The organism is Vibrio ouci, from assembly GCF_004551525.1.
GTDB lineage: Bacteria > Pseudomonadota > Gammaproteobacteria > Enterobacterales > Vibrionaceae > Vibrio > Vibrio ouci.
Genome location: NZ_SATR01000001.1, coordinates 38,658 through 59,690, shown reverse-complemented (window position 1 = coordinate 59,690; position 21,033 = coordinate 38,658). Strand labels below are relative to the sequence as shown.

Below are 21,033 nucleotides of genomic sequence, written 5' to 3'. Positions count from 1 at the left end.
GAGAATAGAATAATTAGAGGTCGCTATACGCGGCCTTTTTTTATTCATCTGGTTCGGCGGCAGCGAGATAGCGACGCACCAATCCGACAAACTCTTCAGGTGCTCTATCGAGATCATGCGCAGAGATAAAAATATCGTAATCATAATAGCTTCGCTGGTACTTCATGCGATTCGCTAGCATGGCTTGTAAGCCTTTAAACTCTTCACCTTGCGCATTTTTGTAAATCGTTGAGTCTAAGACAATATCCTCAAAGGTATCTCCTTGCTTGTTTTGCTTTGCCCCAAGATAGAGTAGGGCACGTTGGCTCAATAAAATTTCGGTGGCGATTCTAGGGCAGATACTATTTAGATACGGGGAATAGTGCTTCAGCTTAATCCCTATCCAAGGTAAAGGTTGATGCCAGCCCTCATTTTCGTAGGTGCAGATGCCAACCTTGCTAATGTTATTCCATTTCACGACCCAGCCGCCTTTGAATAGGTGCTGCTGAAAGTGACTGGCGGTGAGGGTGAAACGAACGGTACTCTTGAGGATCAGTAAATAGCCAAAACCGCCCAAAGTGATAATCGCGACAATACTCAATACCGCTTGCTCATATCCAGGCGCATAGAGCAGCAAAATTAGGCAGCCGATAGCCAACAATCCTCCTAACCATTTAAGAGTAATTGCAGAGAAAATGAACGGTTGGTTGGTGAGGTGTACGGTTTCCATTTTGGCTCTACTCTAAACAACAAAACACATCTGTTTATATAATCAGTGGTTTACGTCTTATTGCCAATACTATTGATTAAATTGTAGTCTCATGTCGTCATATCGCGTATTTTTGTGCCATAAAGCCCCTCATACCCTGTAAATGTGAACAAAATTTTGGTATAAATCGCGCTTCAAATTTTCACCACTGCTCCGTATGCAGTGAAATGGAGAAATACTCGATGAGACTTGCTCATAAGCGTAAAGTGCAGCTGAAACTGCAAAAGCGCATTAAGGCGACAGTTGCAACAGTAGAAGCAACAAAGAAAGCTAAGCCAGAAGTTGAGAAAAAAGTAGCTGCAAAACCAGCTGCGGAGAAAGTTGTAGCTGCGGCTAAAACAACTGACGTTGCGCTTACTCCAAAGCAGCAACAAGTACTAGACATCGTTGTTGGCAACGCTGAAGGTATCAACCCTAAAGGTATCGGCCTAGCGGCTGGTCAAGAAGATGCAAAAGCAGCATCTTGGGCAACAGGCGCTCTTAAAAAACTTCTAGAAGAAAACCTAGTAGTGAAAGAGCAGCTAGCTGGCAACAAAGTTATCTACAAAGCCGTTTAATTGCCAATAGCCTATCTCTAGCAATCATTGCAGAGAATACATGCTTGAGAGCCTCGACATTGTCGGGGCTTTTTCATTCCTGATATTTAAAAATTCTATCTTTGTCACACATCTCATTATTTACCCAATTAAACCCAAATTACTTCCACTACGTATTTCATGCATGACAGTACTTGTAGGTTCTAATATTAACTAACTGTTTTAACGTTTAATTTTTATTAATATGATCGTTGTAGTACGTATATGTACGTAGTGCTTTAGTCTAACTTGAAGGAAACCTGTTAAATATTATCCGTGTTCACGCTGATTTTATGTTGCTGATAGATAACTCACTCTATAGGTGAAACAAAAGGTACCTAGAAAGGTATGATCGTTAAACAAAGGACGTGAACATGAGTCTTATTAAACAATCTCTAAAACGAGTATTAAAAGGCACCGCTATGGCAGCAGCACTTGCTGTTATGGCGACATCAGTAAGTGCTGCTGAAAAAGTTTATCGCTTGAAACTGGCTGAAACTTGGGGACCGAACTTCCCAGTATTTGGTGACGCGACTAAGAATATGGCGGCAATGGCTGAAAAAATGTCGAATGGTCGTCTGCAAATCCGTATCGACTCTGCAAACAAGCATAAAGCACCTCTAGGTATTTTCGATATGGTTAAATCTGGTCAGTACGACCTTGGCCACTCTGGCTCGTACTACTGGAAAGGCAAAGTACCAAACACGCTTTACTTTACTTCTATGCCTTTCGGCATGACACCTGCTGAGCAGTATGCATGGTTCTACCATGGTGGTGGTATGGAGCTAATGGAGCAGGCTTACTCTCCGCATAACCTACTGTCATTCCCAGGTGGTAACACAGATATTCAGATGGGTGGTTGGTTCCAAAAAGAGATCAATTCAGTAGAAGATCTACAAGGTCTGAAAATGCGTATTCCTGGCTTCGCAGGTGAAATCCTAGCGGAACTAGGTGCTAAGCCAACAAACATTGCACCGGGTGAACTTTACACGTCACTAGAGCGTCGTACGATTGATGCCCTAGAGTGGGTTGGTCCTTCACTTGACCTGCGTATGGGCTTCCACAAAATTGCACCTTACTACTACACAGGTTGGCATGAGCCAGGTTCAGAGCTTCAATTCCTGGTGAACAAACGCACTTACGAGCGTCTACCAGAAGATCTACGTGAAATCTTACGTGTAGCAATGCGTACAGCGGCTTACGATATGTACACTCAAGCGACTCACGAAAGTGGTAAAAACTGGGTTTCTATCAAATCTGAATACCCAGATGTACAAGTTAAAGATTTCCCACCAGAAGTTATGGGCGCTCTACGTGAAGCGAATGACCGCCTACTTGCTAAGCACGCTGAAAAAGATGATCTAGCGAAAGAGATCCAAAAATCTCAAGCGGATTACTTGAAGCAAGTACGTTCATGGACGGATATTTCGCACCGAGCGTACCTAAATAGCCAAGCTCAATAAATATCACAACCTACTAGGGTAGGTGACATGGTCACTTACCCTATCAAAGCCCAAGAAACCTATTTAAATAACTTGTCGTCACAATTGAAAGTGACGCTATTTCAAAATTCCATGGAGTAGGGAATGAGAAGCCTAATTTATGTAGAGCGCCTATTTAATCGCTTTGGTGATTTCTTAGGATGGCTTTCAAGCATACTGTTTATCTTATTGCTCGCGAATGTCGTGTATGACGTGGTGATGCGATATGTCTTTAACGATGTCTCCATTGCGTTCCAAGAGATGGAGTGGCATTTATTCTCAGCGGTATTCCTACTCGGTGTTCCTTATGCGATTAAAGCGGGGGGACATGTGAGGGTCGACCTTTTCTATGAGCGCTTATCTCATAAGGCGCAATCCATTATTGATTTACTCGGCACGCTGTTCTTCTTGCTCCCTTTCTGTTTGCTGGTGGCGTACTACGGTGTCGACTTCGCGAAAGAGAGTTACGCATTAGGAGAGACATCAGGCGATCCAGGTGGCTTACCCTACCGTTGGGTCATTAAAGCGATGATCCCGCTTTCATTTTTGTTTATGGCCATCAGTGGTGTTGGTTTGCTGCTGCATTCATTAAACAAGATTTTTAACCCGCACCTCATTCACGCTCAAGAACAAAAGTAAGGAGACAACAATGGTCGGTATTGTAATGTTTTTTGTTGCCTTGTTTGCTTTGCTACTTGGCTTCCCTGTTGCGTTTACCTTTGGTGGTATTGCGCTCATCTTCGGTGTGTGGGCAGAAGGTATGGACATGTTTGCTTTCATGCCATATCGAATCCAGTCCATCATGGAAAATACAGTTTTAATGGCTGTACCTCTATTTGTCTTCATGGGGCTTGTCCTGCAAAAGACGCGCCTTGCGGAGCAATTGCTCGAATCGATGGGGAAACTGTTTGGTGGAGTACGCGGTGGTATCGCGATTTCTACCGTACTGGTTGGTGCCTTACTGGCAGCGTCGACTGGTGTTGTTGGTGCTTCTGTGGTGGCAATGGGTCTTATCTCGCTACCGGTAATGCTCAAGTACAACTACGATAAAGGCCTTGCCTGCGGCACTATCTGTGCGTCGGGCACACTAGGGCAAATCATCCCACCTTCGATTGTGCTTATCCTACTTGGTGATGTGCTTGGTGTGCCGGTTGGTGACCTGTTCCAAGCTGCGGTTTGGCCGGGCCTTGTCCTTGTTGGCGCTTACGTTATCTATATTCTGATTTATGCCAAGCTTAACCCAGAAGCGGCTCAGCCAATCCCAAGTGATGGTGACATTAGCCGTAAAGATGAAGTCATTGCGGCGCTGAAAGCGGTAGTTCCACCACTAGCACTGATTGTTGTCGTTTTAGGTTCTATTTTCGCAGGTGTTGCGACACCAACGGAATCAGCAGCGCTTGGTGGTGCCGGCGCGATCGTCCTTGCGGTATTGTACCGTCAGTTTAGCTGGTCAATGGTTTACGCTGCGTCTAAAGAGACGGTAAAAGTGACCGCAATGGTATTTGCAATCCTATTAGGTGCAACCGCCTTTTCGATGGCCTTTACCTATACAGGTGGTGACTACCTTGTTGAAGAGTGGATGCTGCAAATCCCGGGCGAGAAATGGGGCTTCCTCATCATCACCATGCTGCTCATCCTTATCCTTGGCTTCTTCATCGACTTCGTAGAAATCTGTTTCATTATTGTGCCTATCATTGCGCCAGTCGCTGAGCTGATGGGAATCAATATGACTTGGTTCGCGATCCTGATTGCGATGAACTTGCAGACTTCGTTCCTCACACCACCGTTTGGCTTTAGCTTGTTCTACTTGAAGGGTGTTGCTCCTAAAGGCGTAACAACGCGTGATATCTATCGTGGGGTAATGCCATTTATCGCAATCCAGATTCTCGTCTTGGCCAGTTTATTAGTCTTCCCAGAATTTTATGGAATGTGATCGAAAAGTTACGCTAATTAGGTAACAACTGATAAAGTGAGGCTGCTTGCCATGAAGGGAAGCAGCCTTGTTGTTATCTGAGGAAAAGGAATGCCTCTACAAGCCAAACTGATCTTACTCAGTTTATTGCCATTATTGCTCGTCACCGCTTTAACTAGTTGGATCTCGATTCATCAGGCTAAAACGCTTGGTGAGAAAGAGATTCAAATTTTTGAAGATGGCTTAGTCCGCTCGAAAGAAACGGCCCTAAAAGATCACGTCGACCTTGCCTTTGATGCCATTTCTCATATCTACAATGATCCCGATATGCCGGAAGATATCGCCAAGCAGCAGGTTCGAGAGATCTTATCCAAGCTTCGCTATGGCAAGGACAAGGATGGTTACTTCTTTGCTTATGATGAACAAGGGACCAATTTGGTTCACCCAATCATGCCTGATCTCATCGGGCAGAACTTATTGCACATTCAAGATGAAAATGGCGACCATCTTATTGAAGCATTACTTGCTCAAGCGCAGAACGGTGGTGGGTTTCATCAATACTTGTGGCAAAAACCCTCAACAGGAGAGAATGTCACCAAGCTCAGCTACGCGGCATGGCTAGACAAATGGGACTGGATGATTGGTACGGGTTTGTATATCGAAGATATCGCCTACGAAGTTGCCAATCTTAAGTCTGAAGTAAACAAAAACATAGAGACGACTTTCTTCTCAGTGATCGTGATTATGCTTGTGACGGTGGGTGTCATCGTCGTGATTACCCTAGCGGTAAACTTACATGAACATCGCTTAGCCGATCGCAGTTTAAAAGAGTTGGCCCACAAAACAGTGATGTTCCAAGAGGACGAGAAAAAACACCTAGCGCGAGAGCTTCACGATGGCATTAATCAGCTCTTGGTTTCGAGTAAATGTCACCTAGAGCTACTGGCAAGTAAGATTGATGATGCGCCGCTGCAACAGCACATCGCACAATCGCAGAACTCACTGATGACCGCAATTAACGAGGTCAGACACATTTCTCATAACTTAAGGCCAAGCGCTCTTGACGATATCGGCCTTGAAGCGGCAATGAACAGTTTGTTGCTAGACTTTAAAGCACACTCTGGCATGTCGATTGAAGCGTCCTTATCAACTCAGCCCGGTAAGTTACAATCAGAGGTAGCGACAACGCTCTACCGTGTGGCACAAGAATCACTAACCAATATCGAAAAGCACGCCAGCGCAAAGAAGGTCAGTGTGATCTTGCAGCAAATGGGCAACATGCTACAGCTTATTATTCGTGACGATGGTGTCGGTTTCGATGTGAACTCTACACTGAGAAAGCAAGGCATTGGCCTTAGGAACATGCGTGAAAGGGTCGAGTTTATCGGCGGCGATTTCGAAATTGAAAGCGAGCCCGGATTTGGCACTGAGATAACCGTATTACTGGAATTGGATGGATTAGTTTATGGATAAGCCAATTAAAGTGGTGATCGTTGATGATCACCAAGTTGTACTCGATGGATTTATCGCACGGCTGCAAACTGAACCCGATATCGAAGTCATTGGCTCTGCGAGTAATGGTGTGGAAGCGGTGGAGGTAGTCAAACAGTTACTTCCAGATGTTGTGTTAATGGATGTTAGTATGCCACTGATGAATGGTATCGACGCGACACGTATTATCAGAGACTCAATACCCGATGCGAGAGTGCTGATGCTCACCATGCACGATAATCGTGAGTACATTATGAAGGTGATGCAAGCAGGGGCCGTCGGCTATATGTTGAAAGAGATCTGTGCGCAGCGAATGGTACAGGCGATCAAAACTGTTTATCTTGGCTCGACCTACTTTTGTGAGTCCGCGACGCAAACACTGTTTTCTCAGGAAGTGATTCCCAATATTCAAAAGCCCAATCCATTGAGTCGTAGAGAAGAAGCCGTGTTAAAACTGGTTGCTGAGGGCAATAGCAGTAAGAAGATTGCGTCACTGCTGGATATTAGCTACCGCACCGTTGAAACCCATCGTCAGAACATTAAGCATAAGCTAGATCTGCATAGTACTGCCGAGTTGGCTAAATACGCGGTTGAGCAGGGGATAGTCGCGTAGCTGAAGTGTAATGATTGTAAGTAAAGCGGTAGAGAAGCAACAAAATTGCTAGTATTGAAATATCGATAATAATCAAACTGATATTATGACGTTTCCAAAAAATATCCATGAAAACTACCACGCTCACATCTATTTCGACCAAGCGACAAGTGGCGTAGCGAAACAGTTACGCCAGCAAGTGATCGAGCAATTTTCACTACCTGTTGGTAACTTTAACGAGAAATTGGTCGGCCCGCACTTAATGTGGAGTTTTTCTATTACGTTTGCCTCATCCGACTTTGACGCGCTGATTGCTTGGCTAGAAAAACATCGTCAGTCATTTTCTGTACTGGTCCATGCATTAACGGATGATGACCTCAAAGATCACACCAACTTCGCTTATTGGTTAGGAACGCCGGTAGAGCTCAACTTGTCTGGTTTATAGAGTCTAATTAACGAAATTTGTCGTAAAGGTAATAAGCCTGATTTGTGGCTGGTGGCTGCGTTTGTGTATAAGGCGTCCTTGATTTAATCACTGGACAATAGCCATTCATGAACCAACTTATCGATGCTCTTTTTACACAGGGTTACTACGTTTGGGACGACTTTTTATCAGAAGATGAAGTATCACAACTAAGAGACTCTATTCCGGAAGAATGGAAAAAAGCACGTATTGGGCGTAACGATGAAGTTATGCGTGAAAGTGCCATCCGAAGTGACAAAATTCAGTGGCTTCGTCGTGACATGGGCCAAGCAGTTGGGTCATTCCTAGACAAAATGGAGCAGATTCGACTTGAAGCGAACCGCCATTTCTTCCTAGGCTTGTTTGAATATGAAGCGCACTTTGCTAAGTATGAAAAAGGTGACTTTTACCAGAAGCACTTAGATTGCTTTAAAGGTAATGAAAACCGTCGCCTGACAACCGTATTTTATATGAATGAGTCTTGGTCGGAAGAAGATGCGGGCGAGTTGGTGGTTTACGATCTAAACGACAACGTCATCGCGACCATTCCACCAAGATCGGGTCGCCTATTTGTATTTTTCTCGGAGCAATTTCCTCACGAGGTATTACCGACTAACGCGGAACGTTACAGTATTGCTGGTTGGTTCCGCGTTAATGGCGTGAAAGATAATCAGCTTGATATTGCACACTAACGCTTATAAGCAGAAGTGACAGTTTTCATCGGTTAATCCAAAAACACCTTTCCTACTTGAGAGGTGTTTTTCTCCCTCTTCTAATCCCATTTGATAGCCTTCATTCAATACATCTTGCTTCATGGTGAGCCGTTTAACTGAGAATGATTCAGGCGGCGCAATGACACGAACAGTGACGTCTTGAGGTGGGTTGCGAATAAAATCTAATGACTGGTTATAGCGCCTCGCTCTTTCTTGCATTGCTTGACCGATCATTGGGTGTTTCTTCAATAGCCTTTTTACTAGCCAAGAACTCTTACTCTCAGGCATCTCATAACTGAGTGGATGAGACAGCACCACTGTGATTTCCTTTGCGCCACGTCGATACGCTTCAATAACAGGAATTGAGTCAGCAACCCCACCGTCAGCATAACAGCCTCCAGAGAAACACGGAGTTTGTTTATACGCGATTGGCAGTGCTGCGGTCGCTTCCAGTACCATCTCTATATTGTCTGAGGTGACGTTGTAGTAGTCAGCTTGGCCTGTTTCAATGTTGGTTGCAGCTGCCCACAGAGGGGTAGTGGAAAATAGCTCATTTCGGTTCAGCGGATAGCTATGCTCCGATTGCGAGACTAACCACTGCACATCGACAAGGCTTCCTCCTTTTAGAAATCGCTTAGGATCAAAGAAAGAGCGGCTCGTTGCTAGGCTTGTTATCACGTTATAGCTTCGCTTTTGTTGCTTTGCTAGGTAGCCGACAAGATTTGAGGTACCTGCAGAAACACCAATCGCAAAGTCGAATGGAAAATAATCACTCTCAATAAAACGGTCCAACACACCTGCCGCAAATATGCCCCTCATGGCACCGCCTTCCACAACTATCGCTTTCATAATCTCTATCAATTCTGTCTAGGTTTAGGGCAAGTTTAAAAGCTTGCTAACAATGACTGAAGTGGGAGATATAGATAACTGCAATAGGTGCTACCTATCACGATTTTGATAAGAATTACCTATTGAACATATAGATTTAGATGTTTATGTCTATACTTAATAATGAGGTAAGGTTATTCCTATCAGAGAGTTACGAACTTTGACTGTTTTTATATACAGTAAAATGCTTGACGTAAACTTATACCTAACTATACTGGATATAGATACAGGTAACTGGAGGTGTACTATGTTGTCAGAAACAATTGAACGCGTTAACCGCCTACGCCAAGAAGCTTTGGCCGATCCAGCTTTTATCCAATCAGCTAAGGCGCACGAAAAGGCAATTCATAGCCAAGATAATCAGCACGCATCAAAATCAAAGAGTGCTAAGCCTAGGAAAGATAGAACGCTTGCAGATATCTACCAGCAAGCAGAGTTTGGGCAGCGAGAAGACACTGCTAACCACTAGAATATTAAACAGAATAAGAAGGCAGCCATTGGGTTGCCTTTTTAGTTTGTAATAGGCAAAAAAAATGGCCGCATAAAGCGACCGTACAAACAGGAAGCAATGGATACTCAGAACGGTTGTTAACGCGTCTCAGCCACTGAAAATAAGTTTAGACCATGTTCTGTTTTATGCGAGTTATTCAGTCATATTGCATATTTTTTTGTTGAAATCGTAATGATGGTGTTAATTTATTGGTGGTGAATGTGTTTTGTTTTGGCCTTTTAATGGTTATATAAACTGCAAAATGGACTATTTACGGGTTCGTTGTGATGTTTTTAATTAATATTCTGGGTTAAAAGATTTAGAATGCGGTGCATGAATTGATCGGTGACAATGAAATAGAAGATTCGTTTTAGCTGTATGCGATATAGCTCACACAGGCTCTAACTATCGATGACATTTAAGCGTAATATTGCACCTTCCCGAACGGTAACTCCGGAAATAATAATGGACAACAAACTCGGCTTGAGTTCTTTAACAGCGATCGTCATTGGTTCAATGATTGGTGCTGGTGTATTTAGTTTGCCACAAAATATGGCTTCAGTGGCAAGCCCAGCTGCCGTGATCCTTGGTTGGACGATCACGGGTGTTGGCATGATTTTCTTAGCTCTTTCCTTTCAAAAGCTTGCGATGCATCGCCCTCATGTTGATAGTGGCGTATTTGGTTATGCGAAAGAAGGCTTCGGCGACTTCGTCGGCTTTTGTTCTGCGTGGGGCTATTGGTTAAGTGCCATGTTAGCCAATGTTTCTTACCTAGTTATTGTGTTTAGTACCTTAGGCATGTTGTTTGATACACCTGACAACATCATATTTGGTCAGGGGAACACACTGATTTCGATCGTTGGAGCATCGTGCTTGCTTTGGATGGTGCATGCCTTGGTGTTACGTGGTGTTCAAACTGCCGCTTTGATTAATATGGTGACCACTTATGCCAAACTGGTACCGCTATTAATCTTTATCATTGCAGCAATGTTTGCTTTTAGCTGGAATACATTCACCTTAGATTTCACTGGCCTGCATTTTGGTGATGGCCATGATCTGATGTCACAAGTAAAAAGCACCATGCTAGTGACGGTGTGGGTCTTTATCGGTATTGAAGGAGCGGTTGTCGTTTCTAGCCGAGCTCGTAACCGTAAAGATATCGGACGTGCAACCATACTTGGCCTTTTGACTGCACTATCTATTTACGTGCTTGTTACCCTGTTATCGATGGGAGTTGTAAAACCGGTTGAACTTGCGAGTTATCAAAACCCATCAATGGCCAAAGTGTTGACTCACATTCTTGGTCCATGGGGACAGTACATTATCAGTGTTGGGTTACTGATTTCTGTTTGTGGTGCATTCCTTAGCTGGACGGTGCTGGCATCAGAGGCGCCATACCTATGTGCTAAAGAGAAGATGTTCCCGAAGAAGTATGCTGAGCTCAATAAAGCGGGCAGCCCGGTTAAACCGCTAACTTTGACCAATGTGTGGATTCAAGTCTCGTTAATCTTTGTCATGTTTGCAGGAAGCACGTATGACACGTTATTGATTATTGCCTCAGAAATGATCTTAGTGCCTTATTTCCTTGTTGGTGCTTTTGTCCTCAAGATCGCAATTGAAGAGAAGAACCGAGGCAGCTTATTACTGATTGGTGCTGGTGCGACGGTTTACGGAATCTGGCTGCTTTATGCGTCAGGTCTTAATTACTTACTGCTCTCAGCACTGCTTTACTTACCAGGGCTCTATTTTTACATCCAAGCTAAGAAAGAGCAGGGGATCAACCCTTTTGAAGGCAAAGAAAAATTTGGCGCTGGAATGCTAGGAGTCGTCGCGATAGTTACCGTCGGAATGATTTGGCAAGGCAGTTTGAGTGTAAGCTTCTAATCACAAAAAAGCCCCCGACCATATGTCGGGGGCTTTGTTTATATGGATAACAGTTATCGATATTTGGCGGTGTAACGGTATCGTAAGCTGTCTAATATGGTAAAGATCAAACCCGCCCAAACGAAGCTAAAGCTAACAAGTTTCACTTCATCAAACGCTTCTCCAAATAAGTATATTGCCAAGAAAAACTGGATCGTTGGTTCGATGTACTGCATTAGTCCAATCGTCGACATTGTCGTGAGACGAATCGCAATGGAGTAGAACACTAAAGGCAACAATGTCGCTGGAGCAGCGCCGACATATAAAGCAAAGGTCACCGCACCTGAATGCAATGACTCGGTACCCACTGTCACTTCTTTCAGCAAAATATAACCGAGCGCCAATGGCAACAACACCAGTGCCTCGACAAAAAGTCCTGTGCTCCAGTCATAGTTAGCTTTCTTCTTACACCAACCATAAAACGTGAAGAATATAGCCATCGTCAAGGCGATATAAGGAACTTCTCCATAGTGGATGATTTGGTAGCCTAAACCAATACACGCAAGGACAAGTGCAACCTTTTTACCAACTGATAGCGACTCTTTTAAGAAAAAGACGCCAAGCGCCATCATGGTAATCGGGCTAATAAAGAAGCCTAAACTCGCATCCATAACCCGATCATTAGTCAATGCCCAGGTAAAAGCGCACCAAGAAATCGACATCATTAATGTTGCTAATGTTGAGTAGAGTAGTGAGCGCTTATCTGACCAAATGGCTTTGAAATCGGGCAGACGCTTGGTGATCAGCAATACTATAGCCGCACAGAAGGGTACTGAAGCAACCAAGCGTATTGCCAACAGCTCATCGGTCGCCGCACCTGGCAGAAACTGGTAGTAAAGTGGAAGCAGCCCCCACAGAAGGAAGGAAAAGGCAGCCATCCCATTGCCTAAACGTTGCTCAGACATAATGACTCTCACAGGTTAAGTAATTGAGCGGAATTTATGCCGAATTGTACAAAAAGTAAAGCGAATATATGGCGTTTTAAAACATGCATACGAGCCGCTTATTTTAGCCAAATTTGTCATTACTCAGGCAGATTGATTAGCGCAATTTAGAGCTCATTGAGTGATGGGGAATTGGACATTCATGCCGCACGAGCACGTCTCAGCGCCGGTAAGAATCTTTAGAATGAGACGCTCGCAAGTAAAAGTTTGCTCGTATGGGGCGGCTTTTCGCTTTTAGAACATTAAGTTTAAATTAAGTTGCTGTATTTATTGGTTTTATTGGTTGGTATTAAGTTTGCTTTGTATGCTGTTCACAATGTTGTCTACCTGAACGGTAACCATAAGGACTTTGATAATGCCAACGCTCAACTTGAATATTCATATCGATGGGTTTGAACACGATACTCTACGCGTTATCGAGTATTCAGGCAGTGATAGTATATCAAGTTCAATTGAACGTAATGGCGAGGCGTGTAACGGGTTTCGATTCGTGTTTAAGCTCGCTAGCAGGCAATCCGATCTGGTACCAAGCAACATCGTTGATCGCTCTGTCGACTTCGAACTGGTGCAAGATGGTCAGGTCGTCCAGCAACTCAATGGTATCGTGCGCCAATTTAGCAAGGGTAATACCGGCCATCATCACACGTTTTACCAGTTAACTATGGTGCCAGCGTTAGAGCGCCTATCTCTGCGTCGTAACTCTCGACTCTTCCAACATAAAACGACTCCCGAAATTATCTCAATCTTACTTCAAGAGATGGAGGTCGTTGATTATGCCTTTGTATTAAAGAATGAGTACGTGCAGCGAGAATTTGTCGCTCAGTATCGAGAGTCTGATCTGGATTTTCTGCACAGACTAGCCGCAGAAGAGGGTCTGAGCTATAGCTTTGTCCACGAGCAAGGTAAACACACGCTACTCTTTACCGATTCAAACGATGGCTTAATCGCGATAGAGCAACCGGTCCCTTACGTTCATTTGAGTGGCGGAATTGTTGAGCAGCCTTATATCAGCACCTTCTCGACCCAATCAACCGTCGGCGTCAGCCACAGTGAGCTTCAAGACTACAGTTTCAAAAAGCCAGCGTACGATTTTAAACAACAAGCGCAAGGTAAAGAATTAGGTGCGCAGCGAGCGGATGTTTATGAGCACTTTGACTTTCCGGGAAGATTTAAAAGCGATGCTTTAGGACAGCAGATAAATAGGGCTCGATTAGAGTTTCTGCGCAGAAATACACGTGTTGCCTTAGGCGAGTGCAACCACGCTTCGCTGCTGTCAGGTAAAAAGTTTCAGCTACAAGATCATCCAGACTCGACGGTAAACCGAGAGTGGGTCGTCGTCTCTAGTCATCATTTCGGTACCCAACCTCAAGCACTGGAAGAAGAAGGCAATACTGGCGAAACCACTTACTTCAACCATATTGAAGTGATTCCTGCAGACACAGTTTGGCAAGCGCAGCCATCGCCTAAACCTAGCGTTGATGGCCCAATGATCGCAACAGTCGTGGGCCCTGAAGGGGAAGATATCTACTGTGATGACCAAGGACGCGTAAAAGTTCATTTCGATTGGGATCGTTATTCAAACGCTGATGAGCACAGTTCGTGCTGGGTTCGAGTTTCTCAAGGATGGGCAGGGGCGCAGTTCGGTAACGTAGCAATACCAAGAGTAGGCCAAGAAGTGATCGTCTCTTTTCTTAATCGCGACCCTGATCAACCGATCATTACTGGTAGAACCTACAACGCAGTCAATATACCTCCTTATCCTTTACCTGATAACAAAACCAAAACAGCAATAAGAACTGAGACCTATCAAGGCCAAGGCTTTAATGAGCTGAGTTTTGAAGATCAGGTTGACCAAGAACGTGTTTACCTCCATGCGCAAAAAGACATGGATGTAGAAATTAAAAATGATCATGTGACCAAAATTGAACGTGATGATTATTTAAAGGTTGATAACGACAGCTTTGAATTGACTAAAAACAATCGTCACACAACGGTTCAAGGCGAGTTGTGTGAAAAGGTCGTCGCCGATAAATCCGTAACCATTGGCGGAGCACTTCAGCAAAAAGTGAAAAGCAAAACAGCAATCGATGCAGGTTCTGAAGTACACCTAAAAGCAGGCAACAAGATTGTTCTCGATGCAGGTAGCGGAATCACCATCAAAGCTGGTGGAAGCTTTGTGAAAGTTGATGCTGGTGGCGTTCATGTCGTGGGTCCAGCAATCAATATGAACTCTGGCGGAAGCGCAGGCAGCGGCAGCGGATTTGGTGGCTTAGCCCCAGCAATGCCGATGGGGTTAGAGGCGTTGGCTACGCCGGAGGAGGCAACTCCATTACAGATTACGTCAACACAAAATGCAATGAGCCCTCTATTGAAAAGTCGACAGGTAGAGGCTTTAAAAGGGGAGGATCCAGTGTGTGAAGTCTGTGAAGAGCTAAGTAAAAATGGATAATTTAAACGAATCGTTTTTAGAAGCGGGATTTAGCTTTGAGCTGGAGAAAGATGAGCAACTATACCTTGTTGTTGATGGGGCACAAATTGAGGGACTAGCTTCAAAACTTTATGCCTTAGATGGCCCACTTCATATAGAGCCTATCTATATGAAGGCACCGTATGATCAGCTTATCGAAGTTTCTCCCTATATTGTACAAGCTTCAAAGAGTGTTCGGGATTGGTTTTTTGAGCTTAATAATTCATTAGCTGGGTATTTTATTTCCTCGAGCAAAGCTCTAGATGTTATCTGCGAAAATTATAGAAAGCTGATTATTGCAGAGTCGCCATACGGGAGTCAGATTTATATCAAGATGGCGAACTCGGAATGTGCTTGGGTTTTTTATGCTACCCAAACACCTCAGTTCTGGAATGAAGTATCGAAAGTATGGATTCCGACTCGTAAAGGTTGGAAGAGCGCAAAGTCTCCAGATTTAGAGTTTCACCGTGAGCAACTAAAGGTTTCTGACGAACAATGGGCATTGCTCGGGAGAGTTTCTTGGGATACGACGATTGAGAAATTATCCCAGCATGTTTTGAAGTGGTTTCCAGCCTTATTAGACAACCAAACCGATAGTACATCTTGGGTCAACCAACATGCTTTAACAGCGTACAAGAAAGGTTTTACTTCGGAACGTGACCTCTTAATGTATATGAATATTATAGGTTTCTTGGGGGAGGATAAGTTCCGAGACCCAGAAGTTTACCCGGATATTTATCAATTAATCGAAATGCCATCTCAGCAAACGCCATCTCAAAGGATCGAAGCAGCTTCCGAGCTCGCCTTAGCTTACTCAAATCAAAAAACTACTCAGGAGAAACAAGTATGAGCAATCCAAATGATGACGCTAAAACGGGTCAGACAAAAGATGCTCAAGACCCTGCGGGTACTTGTTCTCTTAAAAAAAGTAAAATTCAACTAGTTCCGGTTAGATATGGGTTAGTCGAAACACTATCTGCAAAGGAACACACAAAATTACCTTTTGAGACTCATTCGAAACCTTTAGGCATTAGGTTGCTCCGCGATGGTTGGCTCTACATTTTGGTAGACACTGATAGCCAGTGGATTCTTCACGAGTATCGAGTAGAGGCTGGGAAAATTACGAAATTACTTTGGCAAGATGCTGAAGTAAATAGTGACGAACGAACGAATTCGATCGGTGACGCTAACTTAGTATTCGAGCGGTGCGATGTGATTTATTGTTCCTATTCTGAGCTTCAATGGACAGCAAAAAAATGTTCTCAAGTGATAGGCTCAGATAAAGATAGATTGCGTTTTACGCAAAAGGTAAACCTATCAAGTTTTGATGCGACTAACGGTGGGAAAGACCTGCTGACATCAAAACAAGCATCGGAGGTTATTGCGGAGTGTTCGGAGCAGCTAGGTACCCCTAATAATGACGTAGAGTACAAGCCTTATGAGTGGGAACATAAGTCGCTATTTAAAGAAACAGACTTCACAGCTATCAATAGTTCTGTTCTCGCTGAATATCAAGAAGATCACCTTTACTTAGTTCTTAATGATGACATAGGTGTCTTAAGAGACTTGGCAAGTTACCAAGGGTTAGTCGCTAAGTCTTTGGAAGATTGGCAATCAGATGAGCAACAGTATCAAAAATATGTAGAAGGTTGCTACATCGAAACCCAGTTGCAGATTTCTCCGGAAAAAGTTGATGCATTAGCAGCTATGCTAGGGAATGAAAAGTTCAGTAATGAACTGAATTCAAGCCAAAAAGAAAGCGTAGTCGCATGGATACAAGAGTACGACGACAAATACCACGATTTTAGCCGTCCTTCTGTTGGAAAGAAATATCGGCTTATGGAGCAGGCTCTTGGCTTAGAAAAAATGGAGAAATACAAAGATCTTATCCATGATATCCAAGAGCAATTTGCCAATGACCTATACGGAGTTCCTGTATGGAAGATCTGGAATGGTTCAAATGGAAAACAAGGAATTAAAGGTGTAATTAATCAGGCAGAAATGGAGAGTTTTCTTAAGCAAGAAAGAGAAAAACTTGCTTATTGGGATGAGCGGCTTAATGCAATTTCTCAAGACCGAATAGAGCTATTTCCCCGCTTTTACTCCGCTGCTTGGTACTTTGATTCGACCACAGACTCACAGTTGGAGGAGCTGTTAGCGGCTGAGTACAGCTGTATTCAAGATATATGCTGGAACGATACGGCTAGCCAGTTAGTAGCTGAAAAATTAGAGGAAATGCCTTGGGTCGCAACTTATCGAGCTCTATTCACGAAGTCAGCTGTTGAATACGACAAATTGACAGAGGCTATTGGTAAGAAAATCAATGAAGCGAAGCTTATTGCGAAGTATCAAAAAGATCTCGCGGAAATTAATGCTATTGGAGTAAGTCTAAATAACATCATAAATGAACAGCTCGGGTCTCATGAATCAATCCAAACGAACGGTACATTGAGTAGTTATTCTCAACTTATTGACTCAACGTTCATCCCTGCTAATACCATTGGTTTAACAAATACAATTGACACGTTCTTTCAGAAAATAAGTTACGTACAGGAGTTCAACCCTCACGAAGTGTTACGCAGTTATACTGGCGCTGCTTGGCTAGGAGTATTGAAAGCTTATAGAAACAGTGATATCACTCTTGGCTTTGCAAGTGAAGAAGAGCTTCATAAGTTTAATTCTCTTACCAAACAAGCGACTAAAATTCGCAACGAAAATACGTCGTTAAAAAATACTATGCGTCAAGTATGGGCTGAGCACCGGAAGAAAGGGCGCACTGGTCAACCAGATTTATATGAACTTAAAGAAAGTCACAAAGCTAATCAGCTTGAACTATCTAAGCTTGAAACTAAGATTCATAGCTCTATCTCTCCATTAGGTGACGGTCCAGAGAAAGCGGGTTTTTACATAAAGGGACTTACTGAAGCTCAAAAGCTTGATGTTAAAGTCCTAGCTTCGGATTATCGTTCTATAAAAAGCGTTAACGTGTTGAATAGCCTAAAAGTTTGGGATGGACTGGGAGCAATGATCGCTGGCTTTGCAGTTTATAATGCTATTAGTATTTATAACAGGCAGTTGTCAGCATCTACGCAGAATATAAACTACACATTATTGTTTAAAGAAACTACTACTGCACTAAGTGCGATTTTTGGTTTTGTTCAAGGGGTGAGGGAAGGATACGATAAAGCTGCGCTCAATAATGTCAGCCACTCTAAATCAAAACTGCTATATGGAGCGACTTTAGGTCGTTGGAGTGCGACACTTGGTAGCATCGCATACTTTTTTGGGCTATCAGCATCAGCAACAAAAACATATCAATCAGGATTGTTATTATCCGAAGCAATTAAAAAGGGCGATATCGCAAGTTCATTGAAATATGGTACTGATGTTATGGCTGAGACAACAATGACTTTGGTTAACGGAGCTGGTTTTGTCCGAGCTACGAAAGTTGGTTGGGCAGTAATGAATACAGACAAAGCAGCAAGGGCTGCAATTTGGGCGATGAACAGTGACCGTCTGCTATCGATTGGACTAAGAGTCAACATGATTGGTTTGATTGTGTCTGCGGTGCAACTTGGGGTTACCGCTGGGTATAACTACTTTAGCTTGTCAGACTATATGCAGTGGTTTAAAGATAGCTCATGGGGTGATACTCCAAAAAATAACTCGCTTGGGATTAGTAATGAGAAATTAGCTAAAATCAGCTCTAAACCAACGATGTCAATTAAGCAACTCCCTTTAGGGAATGCGCTGTTGCTGACTATGCCAGGAATTACTATAAACGAACTTGATGACGCTGGAATTGAAATTGCAGTTTATTGGCTTGAGGATCAACAAAGAAACAACTGGCGGCCATGGACTGAAGCTGCAGGGCAGCAATGGGTCTGTTTAAGCTCACTAAATGAGGCACTTGAGATCGGAATTCCAATATTTTCACGTGAAGCGAATGCTCATCATGGTATCGGTATAGAATTACGGTATCTACCAACACCGGACTCAACAAGCAAGAGTGTAGTGAGATATCAAACCACAAGTTTAAACCGACTTGGTTTGTTAAATGAAGTGAGTATGCTAAAAGCAAAAAACATTATACAAGACAATTTATTACCGTTAACGACAGATCAGCTAAAACTACAAGGCGTATAACGTGGCAAAAGAACAAGGTATAGAACTGGATTTTAACTTAAGCGACCAACGCCCTTTAGCGGGGGAGGTACGCGCTTATCCTTTGGGAGAAGCTCTGTTTTTTTCACCGAAGCCATTGCCTTCGGCGAGCGTTATTCCTAATGGCTTAGGTGAATCAAATCAAATATTGGAAATCAACGAAACTTATATGGATGTAGGCCAAGCTAACCAAGGAAAGGCCTTTCAAGTTCAATTGATCATGTTCTGTATAATGCTCGGTGTGATGGTGGTTACATTTATATTCTTTGCTGGGGCATTCGCGGCGAATGAGAGATTTGGGGGCTTTCTTAAAGCACTACTTGCAGGCGTTCGGGATGACGGCCTAATTATTGGTTCGATATTGTTGATCCCCCTTTTTCTTGGTTGGTACACAATTATCCAAACATCTTTAAAAAAATCTCGTCAAAAGCCCATCCGTTTCAATCGCCAGCGTAGAGAAGTTTGTTATTTCGATGAGTGCAATAAAAAACCAACAATTATTCCTTGGGAAGAGACTGTTTCTTGGGTATCAATGCATAAAGGCTTTACCGGTAGTGCTATTGTATCTAACGTCACTTTTGGTATGGCTTTCCCCGACTCGACAGGTAAAGACTATTGGATGTTTAAAAGGCCTGTAGGGATTATGGAAGAAGGGCAACGTTCGTGGGAAATTATTCGCTGCTATATGGAAGAGGAGCCTGAATATTGGGCCCAAAAAGCTAAAGATGAAAATCGACAATCATTTGATGAAAGTCGTTTGCAGATAAAGCAGAAGTTTAAAAATGGGTCTAAACCTATTTTTGCTATGAGTATGTCAGACCCTACTGCCTCATACTTTAATATGTTTGGCTACTACATGTTTAATATTTTATGTCTGTGGAAGCTACCTTACTTGGTTTCAGAATGGGACAGCAAAATATCGATGGCTAAATTCCCTAAAGAAGTAGATGAGTGGTCTAAAGCAATACCCAAAGAAGAATGGGCTAAACCAAGCGAAGAATTACGTAAGCAAAAAGCTGCGGCAGAAGCGCATTATGCTGCAGGAGGGAGCTTAACTACTCTGCAAAAGCTTGTAGCGTAGCTACCGGTTCATATTTAAACAAAGAGGAAGCTGTTTTCGGTCGCTTCCTCTCTCTGAACCATCAAAACCTAACCACATTCTCCACAGTACCCACACCCTCAATCGACACTTTTACTACGTCACCATCTTTCATCGCTTTGGTTTTTCCCGGTGTACCCATATAGATCAAATCGCCGGGCTTTAAGGTAAAGTGCTTGCTTAGGTAGCTGACCACTTTCTCGGGGCTGTGAATCATATTTCGAGTGTTTTCTTGCTGTACTACTTGGCCGTTTAGGCGAGTGGTGAGTTCTACATTATTGTAATCCACACCGACGGCAATACTGCTGCCGATTGGGCCGAATCGATCAGAACCCTTAGCTCGAATCCATTGCAAGTCACTGTGTTGCCAGTTTCTCTCAGTAATGTCGTTGCCGACAGTAACGCCGAATATCGCTTGCTGAGCCTCTTGCTCGGACGCGTTCTTAACTGTCTTACCAATAACGACGACAAGCTCACCTTCAAAATGCACATTAGTAGCGCCTTGTGGGACGTTAATCGGCGCGCCTGACAGGGTTAGTGACGAAGGCAGTTTAGAAAAAATCGGTGGTGGTTGATTAGCGGGAGAGGCCAAATGACTGGCGTAATTCATCCCGACGGCAAATACCTTCTCTGGCTTAGTCGGTACCAATAAGGTAACAGCGTTTAGATTTATCGTATGAGATGAAATCGCCGTGGAAGAGAACAAATCGCCTTGGAGCGGATAGATTTTATCTTCAACCAGCTTGCCGTAGCTGACTTTGCCTAAGTGCTGGTAGCGAACGTAATGAGTTATTTCTGCATAAGCTAATGACGGGAAAAAAGGGATAAAACAGATGAGATAACGCCATAAATTCATGGATAGGCTCCTTGGTTGAATCAGTAAGTATATCTTATCTATCAGTGAGCTAGCGAGTGTATTACGTGACCTTCAATCTAACATAACGGTGAAGAGTTTAGACAATTGGTCGATAACTTAGGTAATATATTCAGTACATTGATTGCTCAAACGTCATGTTATGAATGATAGAGCTATACTAAAGGGATGACGTGCTTCTATATGCAGTGTGGAATGGGATTAAGTCT

General features: G+C 43.4%; 18 protein-coding genes. 14 read left to right on the top strand and 4 right to left on the bottom strand.

Going from position 1 to position 21,033, the window contains the following annotated elements:
• Nucleotides 1-40 precede the first annotated feature (40 nt).
• Nucleotides 41-709, bottom strand: a complete 669-nt coding sequence (locus ELS82_RS00260; protein ID WP_134833685.1) for a DUF2982 domain-containing protein — start codon at nucleotides 707-709, stop codon at nucleotides 41-43.
• 221 nt (nucleotides 710-930) lie between these two features.
• Between ELS82_RS00260 and ELS82_RS00255 the strand changes: the two genes are divergently transcribed.
• The 8 genes from ELS82_RS00255 to ELS82_RS00220 all read left to right on the top strand — a co-directional run bounded on the left by ELS82_RS00255 (nucleotide 931) and on the right by ELS82_RS00220 (nucleotide 7,954).
• The gene (locus ELS82_RS00255; RefSeq protein ID WP_053438077.1) at nucleotides 931-1,305 is read left to right on the top strand and encodes a hypothetical protein; all 375 of its coding nucleotides are present in this window, start codon (nucleotides 931-933) and stop codon (nucleotides 1,303-1,305) included.
• A gap of 392 nt (nucleotides 1,306-1,697) precedes the next feature.
• Nucleotides 1,698-2,786 carry a TRAP transporter substrate-binding protein gene (locus tag ELS82_RS00250; protein WP_134833684.1) on the top strand — a complete coding sequence of 363 codons (1,089 nt, stop codon included), beginning with the start codon at nucleotides 1,698-1,700 and terminating at the stop codon, nucleotides 2,784-2,786.
• Between the two features lie 123 nt (nucleotides 2,787-2,909).
• Complete coding sequence (locus ELS82_RS00245; RefSeq protein WP_134833683.1) at nucleotides 2,910-3,443, top strand: TRAP transporter small permease subunit; 534 nt, start codon at nucleotides 2,910-2,912, stop codon at nucleotides 3,441-3,443.
• A gap of 10 nt (nucleotides 3,444-3,453) precedes the next feature.
• On the top strand, nucleotides 3,454-4,737 hold the full coding sequence (locus ELS82_RS00240) for a TRAP transporter large permease (protein ID WP_134833682.1): 1,284 nt from the start codon (nucleotides 3,454-3,456) through the stop codon (nucleotides 4,735-4,737).
• A gap of 90 nt (nucleotides 4,738-4,827) precedes the next feature.
• A complete protein-coding gene (locus ELS82_RS00235; protein WP_134833681.1) occupies nucleotides 4,828-6,189 on the top strand; it encodes a cache domain-containing protein in 1,362 nt (453 codons plus the stop codon).
• Nucleotides 6,182-6,820, top strand: coding sequence for a response regulator (locus ELS82_RS00230; RefSeq protein ID WP_134833680.1), 639 nt, complete (start codon nucleotides 6,182-6,184; stop codon nucleotides 6,818-6,820). The genes ELS82_RS00235 and ELS82_RS00230 overlap by 8 nt, the downstream gene beginning before the upstream one ends.
• 85 nt (nucleotides 6,821-6,905) lie before the next feature.
• A complete protein-coding gene (locus ELS82_RS00225; protein ID WP_134833679.1) occupies nucleotides 6,906-7,244 on the top strand; it encodes a DOPA 4,5-dioxygenase family protein in 339 nt (112 codons plus the stop codon).
• 107 nt (nucleotides 7,245-7,351) lie between these two features.
• The gene (locus tag ELS82_RS00220) at nucleotides 7,352-7,954 is read left to right on the top strand and encodes a 2OG-Fe(II) oxygenase (protein WP_134833678.1); all 603 of its coding nucleotides are present in this window, start codon (nucleotides 7,352-7,354) and stop codon (nucleotides 7,952-7,954) included.
• Between the two features lie 3 nt (nucleotides 7,955-7,957).
• On the opposite strand, the gene ELS82_RS00215 is transcribed toward ELS82_RS00220, so the two are convergent.
• Entirely contained in the window at nucleotides 7,958-8,824 is an 867-nt protein-coding gene (locus tag ELS82_RS00215; RefSeq protein ID WP_134833677.1) for a patatin-like phospholipase family protein, read from the bottom strand.
• Between the two features lie 286 nt (nucleotides 8,825-9,110).
• Between ELS82_RS00215 and ELS82_RS00210 the strand changes: the two genes are divergently transcribed.
• Both ELS82_RS00210 and ELS82_RS00205 read left to right on the top strand, forming a co-directional pair.
• Nucleotides 9,111-9,332, top strand: a complete 222-nt coding sequence (locus ELS82_RS00210; protein ID WP_134833676.1) for a hypothetical protein — start codon at nucleotides 9,111-9,113, stop codon at nucleotides 9,330-9,332.
• Nucleotides 9,333-9,818: 486 nt separating this feature from the next.
• Nucleotides 9,819-11,237 (top strand): basic amino acid/polyamine antiporter, encoded by a 1,419-nt coding sequence (locus ELS82_RS00205; RefSeq protein ID WP_134833675.1) that lies wholly within the window; start codon nucleotides 9,819-9,821, stop codon nucleotides 11,235-11,237.
• A gap of 53 nt (nucleotides 11,238-11,290) precedes the next feature.
• Here the strand turns inward: ELS82_RS00205 and rarD are convergent, their stop codons facing one another.
• Entirely contained in the window at nucleotides 11,291-12,181 is an 891-nt protein-coding gene (gene rarD, locus ELS82_RS00200; RefSeq protein ID WP_134833674.1) for an EamA family transporter RarD, read from the bottom strand.
• A gap of 394 nt (nucleotides 12,182-12,575) precedes the next feature.
• Between rarD and ELS82_RS00195 the strand changes: the two genes are divergently transcribed.
• The 4 genes from ELS82_RS00195 to ELS82_RS00180 are packed head-to-tail and all read left to right on the top strand — an operon-like array spanning nucleotide 12,576 to nucleotide 19,932.
• Entirely contained in the window at nucleotides 12,576-14,669 is a 2,094-nt protein-coding gene (locus tag ELS82_RS00195; protein ID WP_134833673.1) for a type VI secretion system Vgr family protein, read from the top strand.
• Nucleotides 14,662-15,537 carry a DUF4123 domain-containing protein gene (locus ELS82_RS00190; protein ID WP_134833672.1) on the top strand — a complete coding sequence of 292 codons (876 nt, stop codon included), beginning with the start codon at nucleotides 14,662-14,664 and terminating at the stop codon, nucleotides 15,535-15,537. Before ELS82_RS00195 ends, ELS82_RS00190 begins: the two co-directional genes overlap by 8 nt.
• A complete protein-coding gene (locus ELS82_RS00185) occupies nucleotides 15,534-18,833 on the top strand; it encodes a toxin VasX (RefSeq protein WP_134833671.1) in 3,300 nt (1,099 codons plus the stop codon). Before ELS82_RS00190 ends, ELS82_RS00185 begins: the two co-directional genes overlap by 4 nt.
• Before the next feature lies 1 nt (nucleotide 18,834).
• A complete protein-coding gene (locus tag ELS82_RS00180) occupies nucleotides 18,835-19,932 on the top strand; it encodes a DUF6708 domain-containing protein (protein WP_134833670.1) in 1,098 nt (365 codons plus the stop codon).
• Between the two features lie 61 nt (nucleotides 19,933-19,993).
• On the opposite strand, the gene ELS82_RS00175 is transcribed toward ELS82_RS00180, so the two are convergent.
• Nucleotides 19,994-20,806 (bottom strand): fumarylacetoacetate hydrolase family protein, encoded by an 813-nt coding sequence (locus ELS82_RS00175; protein WP_134833669.1) that lies wholly within the window; start codon nucleotides 20,804-20,806, stop codon nucleotides 19,994-19,996.
• Between the last annotated feature and the right edge of the window lie 227 nt (nucleotides 20,807-21,033).

Coding starts and splice junctions, on each gene's coding strand:
- ELS82_RS00210 (WP_134833676.1), top strand. CDS start 9,111: ATGTTGTCAGAAACAATTGAACGCGTTAACCGCCTACGCCAAGAAGCT.
- ELS82_RS00215 (WP_134833677.1), bottom strand. CDS start 8,824: ATGAAAGCGATAGTTGTGGAAGGCGGTGCCATGAGGGGCATATTTGCG.
- ELS82_RS00195 (WP_134833673.1), top strand. CDS start 12,576: ATGCCAACGCTCAACTTGAATATTCATATCGATGGGTTTGAACACGAT.
- ELS82_RS00235 (WP_134833681.1), top strand. CDS start 4,828: ATGCCTCTACAAGCCAAACTGATCTTACTCAGTTTATTGCCATTATTG.
- ELS82_RS00230 (WP_134833680.1), top strand. CDS start 6,182: ATGGATAAGCCAATTAAAGTGGTGATCGTTGATGATCACCAAGTTGTA.
- ELS82_RS00175 (WP_134833669.1), bottom strand. CDS start 20,806: ATGAATTTATGGCGTTATCTCATCTGTTTTATCCCTTTTTTCCCGTCA.
- ELS82_RS00220 (WP_134833678.1), top strand. CDS start 7,352: ATGAACCAACTTATCGATGCTCTTTTTACACAGGGTTACTACGTTTGG.
- ELS82_RS00245 (WP_134833683.1), top strand. CDS start 2,910: ATGAGAAGCCTAATTTATGTAGAGCGCCTATTTAATCGCTTTGGTGAT.
- ELS82_RS00205 (WP_134833675.1), top strand. CDS start 9,819: ATGGACAACAAACTCGGCTTGAGTTCTTTAACAGCGATCGTCATTGGT.
- ELS82_RS00240 (WP_134833682.1), top strand. CDS start 3,454: ATGGTCGGTATTGTAATGTTTTTTGTTGCCTTGTTTGCTTTGCTACTT.
- ELS82_RS00255 (WP_053438077.1), top strand. CDS start 931: ATGAGACTTGCTCATAAGCGTAAAGTGCAGCTGAAACTGCAAAAGCGC.
- rarD (WP_134833674.1), bottom strand. CDS start 12,181: ATGTCTGAGCAACGTTTAGGCAATGGGATGGCTGCCTTTTCCTTCCTT.
- ELS82_RS00260 (WP_134833685.1), bottom strand. CDS start 709: ATGGAAACCGTACACCTCACCAACCAACCGTTCATTTTCTCTGCAATT.
- ELS82_RS00250 (WP_134833684.1), top strand. CDS start 1,698: ATGAGTCTTATTAAACAATCTCTAAAACGAGTATTAAAAGGCACCGCT.
- ELS82_RS00225 (WP_134833679.1), top strand. CDS start 6,906: ATGACGTTTCCAAAAAATATCCATGAAAACTACCACGCTCACATCTAT.
- ELS82_RS00190 (WP_134833672.1), top strand. CDS start 14,662: ATGGATAATTTAAACGAATCGTTTTTAGAAGCGGGATTTAGCTTTGAG.
- ELS82_RS00185 (WP_134833671.1), top strand. CDS start 15,534: ATGAGCAATCCAAATGATGACGCTAAAACGGGTCAGACAAAAGATGCT.